This window comes from Bacterioplanoides sp. (assembly GCF_965219715.1).
GTDB lineage: Bacteria > Pseudomonadota > Gammaproteobacteria > Pseudomonadales > Oceanobacteraceae > Bacterioplanoides.
Map to the genome: position 1 here is coordinate 2,534,187 of NZ_OZ244785.1, position 19,186 is coordinate 2,553,372.

The 19,186-nt window shown below is 50.8% G+C and carries 11 protein-coding genes; 9 read left to right on the forward strand and 2 right to left on the reverse strand.

Annotation, left to right across the window (positions count from 1 at the left end):
• Positions 1-5: 5 nt before the first annotated feature.
• The 7 genes from mreD (at position 6) to ACOQOZ_RS12015 (ending at position 13,781) form a co-directional block, all read left to right on the forward strand.
• Positions 6-485 (forward strand): rod shape-determining protein MreD, encoded by a 480-nt coding sequence (mreD, locus tag ACOQOZ_RS11985; protein ID WP_420588402.1) that lies wholly within the window; start codon positions 6-8, stop codon positions 483-485.
• A 9-nt stretch (positions 486-494) separates the two neighbouring features.
• The gene (locus ACOQOZ_RS11990; protein ID WP_420588403.1) at positions 495-1,103 is read left to right on the forward strand and encodes a Maf family protein; all 609 of its coding nucleotides are present in this window, start codon (positions 495-497) and stop codon (positions 1,101-1,103) included.
• A 3-nt stretch (positions 1,104-1,106) separates the two neighbouring features.
• A complete protein-coding gene (gene rng / locus ACOQOZ_RS11995) occupies positions 1,107-2,558 on the forward strand; it encodes a ribonuclease G (RefSeq protein ID WP_420588404.1) in 1,452 nt (483 codons plus the stop codon).
• 31 nt (positions 2,559-2,589) lie between these two features.
• Positions 2,590-6,606, forward strand: a complete 4,017-nt coding sequence (locus tag ACOQOZ_RS12000; protein WP_420588405.1) for a YhdP family protein — start codon at positions 2,590-2,592, stop codon at positions 6,604-6,606.
• Positions 6,596-7,435, forward strand: coding sequence for a carbon-nitrogen hydrolase family protein (locus ACOQOZ_RS12005; RefSeq protein WP_420588406.1), 840 nt, complete (start codon positions 6,596-6,598; stop codon positions 7,433-7,435). The genes ACOQOZ_RS12000 and ACOQOZ_RS12005 overlap by 11 nt, the downstream gene beginning before the upstream one ends.
• A 165-nt stretch (positions 7,436-7,600) precedes the next feature.
• On the forward strand, positions 7,601-8,425 hold the full coding sequence (locus ACOQOZ_RS12010; protein ID WP_420588407.1) for a mechanosensitive ion channel family protein: 825 nt from the start codon (positions 7,601-7,603) through the stop codon (positions 8,423-8,425).
• 103 nt (positions 8,426-8,528) lie between these two features.
• Positions 8,529-13,781, forward strand: a complete 5,253-nt coding sequence (locus ACOQOZ_RS12015) for a diguanylate cyclase (protein ID WP_420588408.1) — start codon at positions 8,529-8,531, stop codon at positions 13,779-13,781.
• Positions 13,782-13,808: 27 nt separating this feature from the next.
• Here the strand turns inward: ACOQOZ_RS12015 and ACOQOZ_RS12020 are convergent, their stop codons facing one another.
• Together ACOQOZ_RS12020 and ACOQOZ_RS12025 are read right to left on the reverse strand one after the other, a co-directional pair.
• Complete coding sequence (locus ACOQOZ_RS12020) at positions 13,809-15,437, reverse strand: acyl-CoA synthetase (protein ID WP_420588409.1); 1,629 nt, start codon at positions 15,435-15,437, stop codon at positions 13,809-13,811.
• Between the two features lie 169 nt (positions 15,438-15,606).
• Positions 15,607-15,951, reverse strand: coding sequence for an Mpo1-like protein (locus ACOQOZ_RS12025; protein WP_420588410.1), 345 nt, complete (start codon positions 15,949-15,951; stop codon positions 15,607-15,609).
• 229 nt (positions 15,952-16,180) lie between these two features.
• Between ACOQOZ_RS12025 and ACOQOZ_RS12030 the strand changes: the two genes are divergently transcribed.
• Together ACOQOZ_RS12030 and ACOQOZ_RS12035 are read left to right on the forward strand one after the other, a co-directional pair.
• The gene (locus ACOQOZ_RS12030; protein WP_420588411.1) at positions 16,181-17,698 is read left to right on the forward strand and encodes a hypothetical protein; all 1,518 of its coding nucleotides are present in this window, start codon (positions 16,181-16,183) and stop codon (positions 17,696-17,698) included.
• Positions 17,695-19,035 carry a di-heme oxidoredictase family protein gene (locus ACOQOZ_RS12035; RefSeq protein ID WP_420588412.1) on the forward strand — a complete coding sequence of 447 codons (1,341 nt, stop codon included), beginning with the start codon at positions 17,695-17,697 and terminating at the stop codon, positions 19,033-19,035. Before ACOQOZ_RS12030 ends, ACOQOZ_RS12035 begins: the two co-directional genes overlap by 4 nt.
• Positions 19,036-19,186: the final 151 nt, after the last annotated feature.

Genomic DNA, 19,186 nt, shown 5'->3' on the forward strand with positions numbered 1-19,186 from the left:
CTGTTATGAATATTCGACAACTGCTGGTGATTGCCACAACCTTATTTTTTGCATTTGTTCTCGAGCACATGCCGATGCCGGATATCTTATCCTGGCTCCAACCGGCCTGGCTGGTACTGGCAGTGACCATTCTGGTGCTGCGTGCGCCTAATCTGTTTGGCCTGTGGCTGGCGATTCCGCTGGGGCTGATGCTCGACGCCGAGAAAGGCTCCTTCCTCGGACTGCACGTACTGACCCTCACAGTGCATATCTATTTGTTGCAACGCCTGTATAAGCGGATTTCGATTTTCAATTTTGCCCAGCAGATGGCAGTGGTCTTTCTGTTGGTGACCTTGCAGCAGGTTCTGAGTTTCTGGGCGCTGTCTGCGCTGACTGATGAGTCGCGGCCAATCGATATCTGGACGCCGGCATTTACCTCAGCATTGATGTGGCCATGGGTCTATGCTCTGGTATCTATCGCCATGCGCAAAACCCGCCAGCAATAAGGAAAGGATATGTTTTATCTGGCATCGGCCTCCCCTCGCCGACGTGAATTATTAACCCAGATTGGTGTTCAGTTTGAGCTGGCACCGGTTGATATTGATGAAACACCCCAACCCGGCGAAGGCGCCAAAGCGTATGTCGAACGTCTGGCGCAGGAAAAAGCCGCCACTTCGCTGGCTGCGATCAATGCCAGTAGTCATGACAACAACACCCAAAACGCTGTGGTTCTCGGCTCTGATACCAGCGTCATTATCAACGATGAAATTCTGACCAAGCCAAAAAACACCGCCGATGCCAAACGAATGTTGCAGCGTTTATCCGGCAACTCACATCAGGTATTTACCGCAGTGGCGGTGGTCAGCCAACACCAACAGCGCATCATCAGCGTGGCAACCGATGTCTGTTTTCGTCCGCTCAGCGACGCTGAAATCGACGCCTATATCGCCACCGGAGAACCCATGGATAAAGCTGGTTCATATGGCATTCAGGGCAAAGGTGCGATTCTGGTCGATAAGATCAGCGGCAGTTACAGCAATGTGGTGGGGTTACCGTTAACGGAAACCGCCGCCCTGTTAAAAGATTTTAATATTGAGGTCTGGTCCGGAGATCAGCAGGGTTAATCCATGAACGCAGAAATTCTGATGAACGTCACACCAACCGAAACCCGGGTGGCTGTGGTCGAAAATGGTGTATTGCAGGAAATCGTTATCGAACGTGCCAACCATCGTGGCATCGTTGGCAATATTTACAAAGGCAAGGTCGTGCGGGTATTGCCCGGCATGCAGGCGGCGTTTGTTGATATTGGCCTGGAGCGTGCGGCATTTATCCACGCGGCTGAAATCGGTAATGGCGACAGCAATACGCCCATCAATCAGTTGGTTCATCAGGGCCAGTCATTGGTGGTGCAGGTTACCAAAGATCCGATTGGTACCAAGGGCGCCCGCCTGACGACACAATTGGCCATCCCTTCGCGTTACCTGGTGTATATGCCGGGAGCTGACCATGTGGGGGTTTCCCAGCGAATCGAAGATGATGAAGAACGTGATCGTCTGAAGGTGCTGGTCAACAAATGCATGGAAGAAGAAGGCCTGACCGGCGAAGCCGGTTTTATCCTGCGTACCGCAGCTGACGGCGTTGGTGAAGACGAGATTCTGGCCGACACTCGTTACCTGCGCCGTTTGTGGCGCAAGCTGGAAGAGCGTATTAAAGAATTTAATCCACCGGCTCAGATTTATGATGAGCTGCCGCTTTCACAACGTTCGTTACGCGACTTCGTTCGTCCGGAAATCGACAAAATTCTGATCGACTCACGCGAAACCTCGCAGAAAATGGCCACCTTCACCGAGCAATATATGCCGGAGATTGAAGAGAAGCTGGAGTACTACCCAGGCCCGCGCCCTATCTTTGAACTGTACAGTGTTGAAGATGAAATTCAGCGTGCCCTCGAGCGCAAAGTGACGCTGAAGTCCGGCGGCTACCTGGTCATCGATCAGACCGAAGCGATGACCACCATCGACGTTAATACCGGTGGTTTTGTTGGTCGTCGTAATCTCGAAGAAACCATCTTTAAAACCAATCTGGAAGCAGCCACCGCCATTGGCCGCCAGGTACGGTTACGTAATCTCGGTGGCATTATCATCCTCGACTTTATCGACATGGTCGACACCGAGCACCAGCGCCAGGTACTGCGGATGCTGGAAAAGGTACTGGAAAAAGATCACGCCAAAACCAAAATCAGTGGGGTTTCTGAACTTGGCCTGGTGGAAATGACGCGTAAGCGTACCCGCGAAAGCCTGGAACATATGCTGATGGAACCCTGCTCTGCCTGTGATGGCCGCGGCTCGGTCAAAACCGCTGAAACCATTTGTTATGAAATCTTCCGTGAAATTCTGCGTGAAGAACGTGCTTATGAAGCCGGTACCTATCTGGTTCTGGCCAGTCAGCAAGTGGTTGATCGCCTGCTGGATGAAGACTCCGACGGTCTGGCAGACCTCGAGGCCTTTATTGGCAAAGCGATCAAATTGCAGGTGGAAAGCCTGTATACTCAGGATCAATACGATATTGTTCTGCAATAATCGTTGTCACTGATTATTCAAAGGCAATTTTGTGCGCTGGCTTTCTCAACTCTGGACTCAAATATGGATCACGCTGGTTGTTGCCGCCGTGTCCCTGGCGCTCTACGCCAGCCTGGGTCGCCAGCTGATTCCTCTGGTTGAAACACTGCGCCCGGATATCGAGCAGCAGATTTCAGCCGCACTGGGACAACCGGTACACATCGGCGATCTGCAGGGTGACTGGCACATTCTGGCGCCAGTCGTGCGACTGCAGAATATCATTCTCGGCGAACAGCAAAGTGGCTTACGTATTGGCCAGGTCGAAGCCGAACTGGACGTGTCAGCCAGCGCCTTTTATCAGCTACCTGTTTTTAAACGTATCGAAATCTCAGACGTTCGTGGCCATATTAAAGAGCTGCCGGACAATCGCTTTGTTCTGGCCGAAGGCTGGCAAATTGACCTGTCTCCGCTTGATCCGGAAAACAGCAATGATGACCCCAGTGATACACCAGACGAACCCCAGGACAGCTCCGAACGCCCGCTATGGCTGACCCTGCTGGAATTGCAACAATCCATCATCTTCCGCGACTGGCGGATCACCAGTGAAAGCGACGAGTACGACGACCAGCTGGAGATATCGCAACTGGAGTGGCGCAACCGTGCCGACAGTCACGCATTAGAAGGCACAGTAGCCTGGGGCCTGAGCGAGCTGGCTGAGATTCAGGTGAAAGGTCGAATACAGGGACAGCTGTGGCCATGGAAAGATCAGAGCGGCGAACTGTATCTGTCGGTCGACAATCAGGACTGGATGCGCTGGGTTCCGAATAACCTCGCCGAAAACTATCAGCTGCAGGAATTCACCGCCGGCATTCAGGGCTGGGCAACGTTACAGGACGGCGGCCTGAGCAGCCTCTACGCCAACCTTTCAGTTCCCTCATTACGCCTCAACACCCCACAACAACCACTGGTGTTATCCAACGGCAGCATCAGCATGCGTGCTCAGCGCAGTGAAGACGACTGGCATATGCGCATCGTACCTGAGTTTGAACAGGCCTTACCGCTGCAACAAATGACCGTCAGTGCCATTAATCTGGACGATCACAAAGGCTGGCAACTGGGTGTACCGCGCATCAACCTGGCCAGCACCGCCAACATGATCACCGATCATGCGTTGCTGCCAGAGCAATACCTGAAATACGTTACCAACCTGAATCTGGCAGGCCATGCCAACAACCTGCGGGTTTCTCTGATACCACCAACCGATACCCGCAAGCTGCAGCTGAATATCAGCACGGATATCGAAGAAGCCAGCAGCGACAGCTACATCGGTATTCCAGCATTCAGCAATCTCAGTGGTCAGCTGAGCCTGAACCCTTACGCAGGCAAACTGACGCTGAACGATGATGCCTTTGGGATCTATCTGAAAGACGTTTACGACGAACAATGGCAACTGACTCAAACCAGTGGCGCGTTCTACTGGCAGATTCAGCCCGACCAGTACCGTCTGCAGGTCAGTGACCTCAAAGCCGAGCTGAAAGGCGTACCACTCAGTGCCAATGTTGGTCTGCGGATTCCGGCCAGCGACAGCGATATCGAAGCCAATACCAGCATTCTGGTGAACTTTAAATCAGCCCCAAGCTCAATGAAACAGGATCTGGTACCGGACCTGCTGGACGAGTCGATCCGTAACTGGATTAACGACAGCATTCTTGGCGGCAATTTTAATAACGGCGTGTTTGTGCTTAACGGTCGTCTGGGTGAAGACCGACCGGAAAGCAGCAACAGCATTCAGCTATATCTGGATGTGGCGGATGGCGAACTGAAATACCTGCAGGACTGGCCTGCGGTGACTGACTTAAATGCCCGCCTGATGATGAACGCGCCGGATCTGGATGTTTGGGTCGATAGCGGTAAGACATTGGGCGGCCAGTTTGTACCACGCTCGGCGCGGATAAAACTGCGTCCCGAAGGCGACACCACCCATCTTCATGTTGCCGGTCGTTTAACCGGCGAAGCACAGCAGGGCCTGCGCTACTTTACCGAAACACCGCTGCAACAAGTGGTACAGGGGGCATTCGATCAATGGCAGGCTAAAGGTGGCCTGGATGTCAGTATGGTGCTGGAGATGCCATTGGGTGAAGAAGGCAGTGAACCCGATATTAATCTGGATGCCCACTTCAGCAACACCGACCTCTACCTGGGTGAACTGAAGCTGCAACTGGAACAGCTGAATGGCACGCTGAATTTCAACAGCCAGCACGGCATTACCGCCAATCAGATCAGCGGTTCGGTATTTGGTGGTGAGTTTCAGGCTGGCATAGAATCCGATCCTTACCCAGGCGGCTTCAACATGATGTTGCTGGCCGACGGTGGTGCTCAATGGCAGCCGTTTAAACAATGGCTGCCGTTGTTCCTGCTCGACCCTTTGAGTGGCGAACTGAACTACAAAGCGGCGCTGTCGATGAAGTCGAAGCAACATGGCGGCGTCGAATTTAATCTGAATACCGACATGATTGGCTCTGCCATCGACCTGCCCAATCCGGTGGGTAAAACCGCAGAACAACGCCGGCCGCTGAGTCTGAAAATTGTTCCGGGTAATGAAACCCGCATCAATATGAACTACGACGGGTTGTTAAAAGCCGCACTGGCATTGGATGAAGACGGTCTCGACCGTGGCCAGGTATACCTCGGTGGCACCGATCCGTTTTTGCCGAGTGATAAAGGCGTTGTAGTCCGCGGCAATATCGACAGCGAGTTAAAAGCGGACGAATGGTGGGCAGCCTGGCAACATCTGCGCAGTGTCATTGCCAACCAGGACGCTGCGGATAACGCCGAAAATGCGGCTTCTGAGGTCGCGGAAGCAACCACCAGCAACACAGACCAAAGCCCTGCCAGCCATAACCCTCTGCGTAAAATTGAGCTGCAGATCGCTTCGGTTGACTCCTGGGGGGTACCGATGGGGCCAGTCACCATCGACGCCAATCAGCAATGGAATGAATGGCGCTTTAATCTGACCAGCGACCTCACCAAAGGCCTGATTACGCTGAAAGCCGATGATCAGCCAATCGACATGCAGCTGGATTACATTCATATGCCAGTCAGTGATGACGACAGCTCCGAGAGTGATAGCGAAAGCGATACTGAGCAACCCGATCCGCTACAGGCTCTGGACCCGCGTGATTTCCCGGCCATGGATATGCAGCTGAAAGAGTTCTACCTCGGTAGCCGTAACCTCGGCAGCTGGCAGGTGAGCTCACGCCCGGCGGCCGATGGCATGCATATCACGCTGCACGAAAGTAATATGAAAGGCATGAATATCGACGGTGATGTGTACTGGCGTAAACAAGGCGAATTACACACCACTCATCTGGATACTCTGCAGGTTCGCTCTAAAAACATCGGCAAAGTGTTACGTGCCTTCCGCCAGAAAGACATTATTGATGCCAACAAGATGAAGTCAGCGGTCAAATTAAACTGGCAGGGGTCACCGCTGAAATTTAATCTCGAAACCCTCAACGGCCTGACCAGCCTGCGTCTGGAAAAAGGTACCTTAAATGCCGAAGGCACCGACGCATTAAAAGCATTTGGTGCATTAAACTTTAATTCCATCAGCCGTCGCTTACAGCTCGACTTCTCCGATCTGTATCAATCCGGTCTGGCGTTTGATGTGATGAAAGCCAAAGCCAGAATTGATAACGGTGTGCTGACCTTAACCGAGCCACTTTTAGTTGATGGCCCTGGCGGTAAGTTCCTGATGTCGGGTAATACCAACCTGATGACTCACGAAATGGATATGAAGCTGGCGGTCACCTTCCCGGTTACCGGCACCCTGCCCATGGTAGCGGTTCTGGCGGGCTTAGCTCCACCGGTTGCTGCCGCTATTTATGTCTCGGAAAAGCTGGTCGGTGACGAACTGGAACGCTTCACCAGTGCCAGTTATACGGTCAAAGGCAGCTGGGAAGAGCCGGATTTAAAAATCGACCAGGCGTTTAATAACGAGGTCGAAGGAAAAGAAACCCGCAGTTTTAAAGACCGTATTCTCAGTATTTTTGGCCTTGATGATGACTGATTCCCTCCCCAAAGTAGCCGCCATACAAATAAACAGCCGCGACGATGTTGATGCCAACCTGACTCAGGTGGAAGCACTGCTGGCCGACGCTCAGCAACAAGGTGTGCAGCTGGCGCTGATTCCGGAAATGTTTGCCACATTAGATGGAAAACAATACCGCGCCATTGCCGATGATGAAGCCTTGTACCAGCGCATTGCCAGCTGGGGAAAAACCTATAATTTATGGCTGATTGCCGGTGCCTATCCACAGTCTAGCCCGAATGGTGATCCGCGGGTCAGCTCCGCCTGCCTGGTGTTTGATAACCAGGGTGAGCTGCAGGCTCGCTACAACAAGATTCATCTGTTTGATGTGGATGTGGCGGATGCTCAGGGCAGCTATCGTGAGTCCGATCACTTTGCTCCCGGAGATCAGGTGGTTGTGGTGGATACACCAGTAGGCAAAGTGGGTCTGGCGATTTGTTATGACCTGCGCTTCCCGCAACTGTTTATGCAAATGCGTGCTCAGGGAGCTGAGATATTTACCCTGCCTGCTGCGTTTACCCACAAAACCGGCGAAGCCCATTGGCAAAGCCTGCTGCGTGCCCGTGCGATCGAACAGCAGTGTTACGTGATTGCCGCCAACCAATGTGGTTGGCACGACGCCCCTGATCAACCCCAGCGGCGCCAGACCTGGGGCCATTCTCAGATCATCGATCCCTGGGGCAGTGTCTTAACCGAACTGGAAGAACAGCCAGGGCTGGCAATTGCCGCCATCGACAAACAGCAGACGCAACAACTGCGTCAGGACATGCCGGTCTTCGAACACCGCAAGTTCACGCCAAAAGGCTGAAGCCCGGCATCAGCAGCAGCGTGCAGAACAGTTAACTTGTAAAACAGGTTTTACAACATCGCCGCTGCTGGCCGTATTTCCCCCCGCCCTTCTTCAGCTACCATGCCGCCATCAATCTGATTTCTGCTGGATACCCATTCAGCACTCAACCTGATGGAATCCGTAATGAAAGACTATCTGCAAAATCTCGACAGCGATGCGCTGTTGCAAATGGCATTACCGCTGGCAACAAACCTGATTATTGCCTTGGCCATTTATGTGATTGGCCGCTGGCTGGTTAAACGTGTGGTGAAACTGATCGCCGCCATTATGTCGAGCCGCAAACTGGATGAAGCACTGGTGGAATTTATCACCAGCATTGCCTCGGTACTGCTCAGTTTTGTGGTTGCTCTGATCGCACTCGAGCAGCTGGGCATTGATACCACATCACTGATGGCATTATTGGGTGCTGCCGGTTTAGCCGTCGGTCTGGCGTTAAAAGATTCACTCTCCAACTTTGCCGCCGGCGTTATGCTGATCTTATTCAAACCTTTCCGCATCGGAGACTTTGTTGAAGCTGGCGGCGTCGCCGGTGTGGTGGAAAAAATCAGCGTATTCAGCACCCAGTTCCGCACTGGTGATAACCGCGAAATCATTGTGCCCAACTCCGGAATTTACGGCGGTGTGATTACCAACTACTCCGCCAAAGCCACCCGTCGTATTGATCTGACCATTGGCATTGGTTACGACGATGACATTAAAAAAGCGCGTGAAGTGCTGCAGCAAATTCTGCAACAGGACAGCCGTATTCTGGCCGAGCCTGAACCGGTTATTGCGGTGGCAGAGCTGGCGGACTCCAGTGTTAATTTTGCCGTGCGCCCGTGGGTGAAGAGCGCAGATTATTGGGCCGTTCACTGGGATCTGCTGGAAACCATCAAACTGACCTTTGATCATGAAGGCATCAGCATTCCTTATCCACAGCAGGACGTACATCTGCATAAAGCCGATTGAGCCAGACCCACCCGCTATTCTGCCCGAGTAACCCGCCATACTAACCTCGGGCGCAATAACGAATAGCTTCTAAACTGAAGGGATCAGACTGGGTGGGTGGAGTATGATCCTTTGTAATAACGCAACCTACAGCGACCCCTATCTGCGCCTCAATATTGGCCCGGCGCAGGGAGAAATGCAGCGTCTGGCATTCCCCGGACAAACCAGCTTTGATGCCAACAGCGGCTTTCAGCACGAGCAGTCGATGTGCCAGTCCGGCAGCGAACTGCCGTTGCCAACCACCCGCCTAAACGGCGCTGGCCAGATTCACTACCTCAACTGCCTTGATTTTCAGCTCAGCGAATTATCGACCCAGGCGCTGACCATGAACGAAAAGCTGGATATCGCTATTTGCCTGAGCCAGGCACTACAACAATTACACAGCCAGCATATTTTGCACCTCGGTCTGCGTCCGTCGGTGCTGTTATGTGCTTTTGATCTCAGTCAGGCGCAAATGATCGACCTCAGCCATGCCCGCCTTTGTCAGCGCCAGATCAGCGGCCTGACGGCTTTCCGGCCACGTTTTTGTGACCCTCACTTTCTCGCTCCGGAGCAATGTTATCCCCAGGAAAAAAACGTCGATGTCCGCACCGATTTGTACGCCCTCGGTTGTGTCTTGTTCTGGCTGTTTTTCCAACGGGTTCCGTTTCAGGAGCTGAAACAGAATGATCAGGTGTTTTACGCCCAGGCCGCCAAATCGCTGGATATTCCGGCAACGGAAGAGGCCAAACACCCGGCTGTTTGCCAGATTATTTCGGCCCTTACCGCTAAAGAGCCGGAGAATCGCTACCAGAGCTGTGCCGGTTTATTACTGGATTTACAGGCGTTACGTCAGAGCGATCGAATTCCGGAGCAAGCACAGCACCAGAAGCTCGCCGAGCAATTAACAATCCCACAGCAACTTTACGGCCGTGAAGCAGAGCAACAACAAATGCTGCAGGCGTTTGATAACAGCTTCGCCGGTCACTCACAGGGAATATTAATTGCGGGCTACTCCGGGGTTGGTAAAACCGCATTAGTGCAGTCTTTGCAGGCACCAATCATCTGTTCCAATGGCATATTTATTCAGGGCAAGTTTGATCAGTACAAACGCTCTATCCCTTACAGCGCTTTTGTTCAGGCTTTCCGCTGTTTCAGCTATTACTTGTTATCGCTGGCCGAAGCTGAATCGCAACAGTGGCATCAGCGTCTGAATCAGGCGCTGGCGCCGAATACTCAGATCATTATCGACCTGCTACCCGACCTGGAGTTATTACTGGGTTCACAACCGGAAGTGACACAACTAGGTCCTGATGAACAGTTAAACCGCTTTAATCAAACCTTCCTCACGTTTATTCGCGAAATCTGTTTATTCAATAAACCCCTGACCATTTTTATCGACGATCTGCAGTGGGCAGACGCCGCCAGCCTGGCACTGATTGATTTAATTCTGCATGACCGGCAGAGCAAACATTGTTTGCTAATTGGTGCCTATCGGGATAATGAGGTGGATAGCAGCCACCCTTTTGCTCAGGTGCTGAACGATATAAAAAACAGCGATCATATTTATCATCAGCAGCTCTCGCCACTGACTGAAACAACGCTGCAACACATTCTGATTGATACCTTGCAACAAACTGCGGATGCAGTTAAGCCACTGGCACAGATTTGCTATCAGAAAACGGCTGGTAACCCGTTCTTCTTTCGTCAGTTTTTACAGGATTTATATCAGTCCGATCTGCTGCGTTTTGATCACAAAAAACAGCAATGGCAGTGGCAGCTGGCAGATATAGAACAACAGCAATACAGCGATAATGTGGTTGATTTGATGCTGAAAAAAATCGATCGCTTAGCACCTGAAGTACAACAACTGTTGCAACTGGCATCCTGTATTGGTGCGTCGTTTTCACTCGATTTATTACAGGCCGTTTCAGGACTGAAACAACAACAAAGCGCGTTACAGCAAGCGATTGATGCCGGATTAATTTGCCCTATATGGCAGAATCAGAACTGCAATCAGGCGAGCAATCAACACGCAAAATTCCTGCACGATCGAGTGCAACAAGCAGCATACAGTCTGCTGAATGATGAACAACGCCAACAGTGCCATCTGCAGCTGGCGCTTAATCTGCATCATAACAACCGACATCACAGCAACCAGCATCACAACAGCCAACACAGTGACGATATTTTTGAATTGGTCGCTCATTACAATCAGGCGTTATCTCTGCTGACAAACGAACAACGCCTGATGCTGGCAGAACTGAATTTTGAAGCCGCGCAGCAGGCCAAGCAGGCAACCGCTTATAAAACGGCAGTTAGCTATTTGCGCCAGGGGTTCAGCTGTTGTGATAACAGCCGCTTAAAGACGTCGACCATACTCCACTCGTCGATCGAGTTGTGTGAGTGTCTCTATCTCAGTGGCGAATATAACGAAGCCGAGGAACAACGATCGATTGTCGAAACCTTGCTGCGTCGCCGTCCGGATGATCTGAATACTCTGACCTGTTTCAGTAATATCCTGATTACCCAATACACCCGTTACGGCGAATTAAATCGCGCGATTGAAGTGGGCTTAAACGCATTAACCACGCTGGGGTTTTCGCTACCATCACAACCGGATATGGAGCAGGTCGGTAACGCAGTCGCACAAGCACAACAAGACCTGGCACGAGTACCGTTTGCAAAGCTGGTTGAGTTACCGGAAATCAGTCAGGGAAAAATACTGCTGATTATGGATATCCTGATGGCGATGCAACCCTGCTGTTACAACTCAGGTTCACTGATATTTCCATTAACCATTTTGTCACTGTTACGACTGACTCATGAGCACGGCAACAGCCAATATTCGTCGTATGTATTTATGATGTATGGCTTGTTGTGCACCAAGGTTTTAAAAGACTACGACACGGCCTTTTCTGCTGCGCAGCATTCAGACCAGATTGCAGCCCAATACCCTCCCAATCCGATGATTGAAGGCCGCCTGGCCATGATGCGCAGCAACTTTATTCTGCCCTGGCAGCAAGCTCTGGAGGAAAGTAATCCAGTACGTAAACGTGCGTATCAGCAATGCGTGGAACAGGGAGACTATTACTGGGGAGTGCACGCCTATATTTTTGGTTTTTACGCAGAGTTTTTAACCTGCCGCAACCTGCATGAGCTGCAGCAACATATGCAGTCAATCATTGCCACCTGCCAAGATATTAAACAACCTGCACAAGTGTATTTAGCACAGTTGCAACTTAACTTACTGGCGATTTTACAAGGCCAATTAGATAACCTGAATAACCTCGACCACCAGCCAGGTTATGAAGATCAGGCATTGCAGCACTTTAATGAACATCATTATATGTGTGGTAAATACGATCGCCTGCTTGGCCGTTTATTGCAGGGGTATTTATTTAATCGATTTGATCAGGCGCTGGCGGTGTCGCTGAATAAAAACCTGGCAATGGATGATATCGACGAAGGCATTTTCCATGAGGGTATGTATACCCTGTTAAACCTGTTAACCATTAGCGCCATACAGCTGGATACTCGTGCGACTCCTGAATCACACTGGTTAGAATGGCAACAAACCGCGTGGCAAAAATACCAGCAGTGGCACGATATTAATCCTCAGACTTTTGCTTGTGGTTATTATTTAATTCAGGCTGAGCAGGCTGCTCTGGAGCACAACGTTAAAGCGGCAATACTGCATTATGAAGATGCACTGGAACACGCTGAGCAAGCGGGGTTTGCCTTACTGCAGGGAATTGCGTACGAGCGTTATGGTTTATTTCGGGTTCGTCAGCAGCAGCCTCACATCGGTGCCAGCTATATTCAGCAGGCACAAAGCATCTATAGCAGCTGGGGAGCTCTGGCAAAGGCCAGACAACTGGAAACGACTCTGGCGGATTTCCGCAGTAATAACACAACGCAATTATCCAGCCATTCACAATGGCAGCAGCTGGTCAGTTCGTTACAACACATCAGTGGTGCTTTGGATCAGAAACAACTGAGTGAGCAGTTTGTTCAGCAGTGTTCCTTAATTACCGGTGCTCAGGTTGCCGTACTCGTTACCTTCAGTGATGAACTCTGCCAGGAAAACGTCTATTGCCACTATCAGATGGTTCAGCCTTATCAGAAGTTTGCGCAACGCTACCCGGAGCAGATTTTTAATTACGTTGCCAACACAGGCCAGTCGGTTGTTATTAATAACAGCGTTGACCGCAGCCAGTACGGTATTGAAATCGGGCTACAGATCGCCAGCCATATCAGCCTTCTCTCAGTGCCTGTGTATTGTGAACAAATGCTGGTTGGTATTCTTTATCTTGAAAGTGGTAGCGCACAGGCTAACTTTTCCGAAGAAAAGCTTCAGGTTATCAAACTACTCAGCCTGCAATTCAGCAGCAACGCGAAAAACCGTTATTACTTTAACGAATTGCAGAAAACCAATCATTATCTGGAGCAGCAGGTAAATCAGCGTACCGAAGAAATTCGCGACAAGAATGAAGACCTGGAAGCCATCTTAAATGCTCTACCCATTCCTTACGTAATGACCCGCCCGGATGGTCATATCCTACGCTCAAACCAATTGTTCCTTGATCGTTTTGCCATCGCCGACAATCAGGTTGAAACATTAAAAGCCGGATTACTGTACAAGGACAAAGCCGACCGCGAAGCAGTGCTGAAAGTCCTCGATAATCAGGGGCATATTTTTGATGTTGAATGCCAGATGCAAACGACTGATGGAACACCGTTCTGGACACAGTTCTCGGCGACCCGAATAAAAACTCAGGAACAGGAAAGTATCTTTGCTGCATTAATTGATATTTCTTCACGCAAAGAACAGGAATTACGTTTACACCAGCAAGCCAGTACCGATGCGTTAACCGGCTGCCTGAACCGGCGCGCCTTTTACGCTATTCCACAACAGGTAAGACAAAGTAATGGCGATAAACCCTATTGTCTGGCAATGCTCGACCTCGACCATTTCAAAAAACTAAATGATACCTATGGCCACGCCTGTGGCGATCGGGCACTGATCGAATTTGTAAACATGGTACGCCTGCATCTGCGTGAGGGCGATATGATTGGCCGGCTGGGCGGTGAAGAGTTCGCTTTATTTCTGAATAATATCGCACTTGATCAGGCTCGCCAGGTGCTGGAACGTATTCGCCAGCACACCGAGCAAATGGTCATTCAATGTCCGCCTCACGATATTGCCATCTCGTTCAGCGGCGGATTATTAAGCTGGGAACAACATGACAACATTGACCAGGCATTAAAGAAAGCCGATCAATTGTTATATATCGCCAAAGAAAAAGGGAGAAACCGCGTTGAGGTTTCTCCCTGATTATTCAAACATCAAAGAAGCCTGACATTAAAGCTCTTTTGATTGTTCCCGCAGAATAAATTTCTGGATTTTACCTGTCGATGTTTTTGGCAAATCACCAAAGACGACATAACGTGGGGCTTTAAAGTGCGCCATATTATCGCGACAGAATGCGGTGATTTCTTCCGCGGTGGTTTTTGCACCTTCTTTTAATTTAATAAAAGCACATGGCGTCTCGCCCCATTTATCATCAGGCTTTGCAACAACCGCAGCTTCTTCAACCTGAGGATGACGATAAAGCACATCTTCCACTTCGATCGACGAAATATTCTCACCGCCAGAAATAATAATGTCTTTTGAACGGTCTTTAATTTCGACATAACCATCTTCATGCCACACCGCTAAATCACCGGTATGGAACCAGTCACCGGTAAAAGACTCTTCCGTTGCAGATGGATTTTTCAGGTAACCTTTCATCACGATATTGCCGCGAATAAAGATTTCACCGATGGTTTCGCCATCTTTTGCTACCGGCTGCATGGTTTCAGGGTCAGCAATCATCAGGTCTTCCTGCATTGGGCTCTTCACACCCTGGCGGGCTTTTAGTGCCGCTTTCTCGGCGATGCCTTTACCATCCCACTCTTCTTTCCAGGCAGAAACCACACATGGGCCATACGTTTCCGTCAGGCCATACACATGGGTGACATTAACCCCCATGTTTTCCATACCTTCAATCACCGCGGCCGGTGGCGCAGCACCCGCCACCATGGCATTAACCTGATGTTCAATGCCGGCCTTCATATCTGCATCGGCATTGTTCAGCATATTCAGAACAATCGGGGCACCACAGAAGTGGGTCACTTTATTTTCTTTAATTTCATGATAAATCGCATCGGCGCGCACATGACGCAGCGACACACTGACACCTGCAGCCGCTGCAATTGACCATGGGAAACACCAGCCATTGCAGTGGAACAACGGCAGAATCCATAAATAAACCGGGTGAGTACCCATATCCCAGGAAACAATATTGTTGGCGGCATTCAGATAAGCACCGCGATGGTGATAAACCACACCTTTTGGATTACCCGTGGTGCCGGACGTGTAATTCAGAGTGATCGCCTGCCACTCATTTTCCGGCAACTGCCAGTCATAAGAAGCATCCGACTGCTGCAGCAATTGCTCGTAGGTTTGTTCACCCAGTAGCTCACCCTGATCAAAATACGGATCATCAACAGCAATAATGGTCGGCTTCACCGCCATCATCTTAATGGCCTTGCTGGCCACTTCAGAAAACTCTTTATCCACAAACAGCACTTTTGCTTCGGCATGTTGCAGAATAAATGCGATGGCTTCGGCATCGAGACGGGTATTTACCGCGTTTAATACCGCACCACACATAGGCACGCCAAAATGCGCTTCAAACAGTGCTGGCACATTGGCACACAGAAAAGACACGGTATCGCCGGATTTGATGCCCATGGCATTCAGGCCAGACGCCAGGCGCACACAGCGCTCATAAGTTTCAGCCCAGGTATAACGGGTATCCTGATGAATCTGTGCCACCCGATCCGGATACACAAACGCCGCACGCTGCAGGTAGCTGATCGGGCTTAATGGCGTGTAGTTCGCCGGGTTGGCTTCCAGACCCAGTTCAAAAATATTGTGATGCTGCATAAGAGAGCTCCGGAATTTCTATGTCTGCCGAGTAATAAGCGGCGTATTAGAAAGCCATGGAGCGGTAAGGGAAATCCGACCTAGGTCGCAATTACTTAAGTAAAACTACCTACATAATAATCCAAGTCAGGATTCATTCAGACAGACGCCATCAGCGGTGAGTGAGAACTTACTTGCGGGATAATTTTGCCGCCAGCTGGCCACTGAGAAAGTCTTTCAGCATGGTGAAATCACCACGAATACTCCATAACGGGAAGTTCGAACTGGCGGGCTTGTTTCGCTCAAAAAAGATATGCCCCAACAGATCCATACCAACCTTCACCAGCGGTACCGCAAGAATCCACAACAGGCCGCCACTGAGAATTGCCCAGCCAAGAACCGATAGCCCAAGCGCCGTACCTGCGTAATGGAAAATACGGCACACCGGATTACGGTGCTCCGACAGGAAGTAAGGATAAAATTCTTCGAAATTGCAGAAGCTCAGCTCCGCGGTTTTGCGATCAGGACTGCTCATCGGACTCTCATCATTTTTGTTATTAACGCTGAAAATCATACCTTTTGTGGCCTGCGGCCAGATTGCCCGGAGAGGACAGCTTTGTTGGCTTCAAGAGCCATTTTTTCATCAGAACTGATCACAAAAGTCATACAAAAGTATAATTACTTGCAATTGCTATTGATTATCATTTAGTTAATTATCGCGCCCCCCGTTCGGGGATAACATCGCAATAATTTAAGGTGCACCAATGAAACTTTATATAGTTCCCTTACTCAGTGCCGCAGCACTTGTGGGCTGTGGCTCAGATTCCAACAACAATTCTTCAGCACCGCAACCGATTGATAAAGAGACAACTCCACCTGAAATCTCGTCTGTATTCCCTGCCGGTGGTCATGCCGTTCAAACGCGCGTAGCCAGCATCAAAGGGATGGCCAAAGACAATGAGAAGCTCGCCAGCGTACAGGTTTCAATGGGAGACGAGAACGTAGAGGCTACCCTTGACCAGAATGGTAATTTTGTTGCCCGTCTGACCCTTAACCCAGGTAGCAACAGCTATAAAGTGACCGCAACAGATGCCGCGGGCAACACCACTGTAAAAACCTATATCACCTATTTTGGTAAGCAGGTCGCCGCTGGCAATTCGCACACTGCCGTCATTAAAGATGGTAAAACCTACACCTGGGGTCGAAATAACTTTGGTCAGAATGGTCTTGGTTTTGTGTCAGACCCATACAAGGACCTGAACAAAGATCAGCACCCTACCGCGCCGAAACTCATTCCGGGTGACACGCAATTCGTATCCGTTACCTACGACCAGAACACCTCTGTAGCAATGACAGCGAATGGTCAGGTATGGACATGGGGTTACGGCAAGTACGGTCAACTTGGCCTTGGCAGTGCAGATTCCAGTGATCTGAACGAAGAAGATAAAAACGCTCCGACTCAAATCACATCTGTAACGGATGCAGTTGCAGTCACCCGTGGTTATGACCTGACCATGATTCTGCACAATGACGGAACCGTTTCGACATTTGGTTCTAACCGTTACGGCCAGCTGGGCGATGGCACCAGCGATGACCGCGATATGCCAACCAAATTGTCTGGCCTGGCAAATATCGTACAAATTGCTTCCGGTGGCTCCTTTGCTATCGCTGTAGACGCTGATGGCCAGATGTGGTCCTGGGGTCGAAACAACTATGGCCAGCTTGGTCTAGGTACGATCGACAGCGATCCTCATTCATCTCCGGTACAAATTCCGCTTGATGTAAAAATTGAATCTGTTGCTCTGGGCAAGGGACACGCACTGGCATTAGCACGCAACGGTGAGGTTTATGGTTGGGGCCTGAACTTCTCCAGCCAGGTGGGTAAATACGATCGCAATAACGAAGACCCTGACTGGCCGAAAGATATTTCATCACCGAAAAAACTACCCTGGTTCAAAAATGCACACGCAGTATGGGCAAATGGCAACCAGAGTTTTGCTGAACGAGCGGACGGCAAAGTATATCCATGGGGCCAGAACATGCTGGGGACACTTGGAGTGGAACAGGATGGCGACGTAAAAGAGCCGGGCTCTCCGGTATTTGGCTTCGACAAAGTCGTGGATCTTGGCAATGGCGCTCTGCACACCATTGGCCTGCGTCAGGACGGTAATGTATTTACCTGGGGCTGGAGTTTCCAAGGCTCTCTTGGCGGTGGCGACAGTACAATTGACCGCTGGAGCTATCGCGTTCCGACTCTGGTAAGCCTGCCAGCAGCACAATGAAAAAAATAATAACTATATTTGCAATCGTATTGCTCACCGCCTGTGGCGGTGAGCAGAAATCAACTGGCAGCAACTTCGCAAAACCAGACCCCTCTCAACCCCGGCAATGGAGTCCGGTTGCCGGGCAAGCGACGGTCGAGTTTAAAGAAGATCTGGAGTTTCTGCAGTTTATTCCCGGACTTGATCTGAGTGTATTACCTCAGGTAGCCCAAGGCCGTGAGCTGTTTGTTGCCGACTGGACCATGGCGCCGGGCTCTCGGGAACTTCTCGATGGCCTCGGTCCACTGTTTGTATCCGGAGCATGTGATAACTGCCACTTAGTCGCTGGACGCGCGGCAGCACTGCTACCCAGCGGTGAAATTGGCGCTGGGCTGCTGTTCCGGCTCGGCAATGAAGCCGGTGTCGTCGACCCACACTATGGCGGTCAGCTGCAAAACCGCGCGACAGTAGGGAACCCGGAAGGCACAGTCACCTGGCAAGACACAGCCGGAAAACCTCGGTTTGCGATTACCCAGGCTGGTAAGCCACTGGCACCTGGCATCAATTTAGGTCCTCGTCAGTCGCCGCAGTTAACCGGTGTGGGCTTACTGGAGTTGGTTCCAGATGAGCAAATACTGCAGCGTGCAGACCCGCAAGACAGTGACAACAACGGTATCTCCGGCAAAGCTCACCACCTCAACCGCGAAGGCAAAGACTGCATTGGCCGGTTCGGCTGGAAAGCTATGCATTGCACCATGCGCGGTCAAAGTGCCGGAGCACTGCAACAGGATATGGGGTTAACCACACCACTGAATCCGGCTGAGCCGTGTACAGCCAGTCAGAGCATCTGCGACGATCAGCCGAGTGGCGGCTCACCGGAAGTCAGCGAAGCTTCGTTAACTGCGATTAATGAGTTTCTGACGCTGTTGGCTGTTCCGGCGCGCCGGGTCACCAATCAGGAGCGTTTTAACCAGGGCGCAGACCTGTTCGAACAAGTGGGTTGCGACCAATGCCATCGACCAACCTTTGTCACTGGTGCTCACCCAAAGTTCTCGCAACTGAGCAACCAGACAATCTATGCCTACACCGATCTGTTATTACACGATATGGGTGATGACCTCAGTGACGGCGTTCGTGAAGGCGATGCCATGGCGAATGAATGGAAGACACCACCACTGTGGGGCATTGGCATTATTGAAGGTCGGGGGCAATCGAGCTTTCTGCATGACGGCCGTGCAAAAACCATTGCTGATGCAATTCGCTGGCATGGCGGCGAAGCGGCGTCGAGTCGTTCCGCCTACAACAATCTGTCAGCAGAACAACAAGCGTTGCTGCTTGGCTTCCTGCGCGCAATCTGACTAAAAATACGAACATAGCATCAGCCATGTTCGTAATCGCAACAACTCAGCCAAATGACCGATGGGTCTTTTGGCTGAATTCCACATTTTGTTCCGCTTTTCCCCTCGTGTCCGCTACAGGCTCATGCTAAGGTTTTGCCTGTTGATCAAA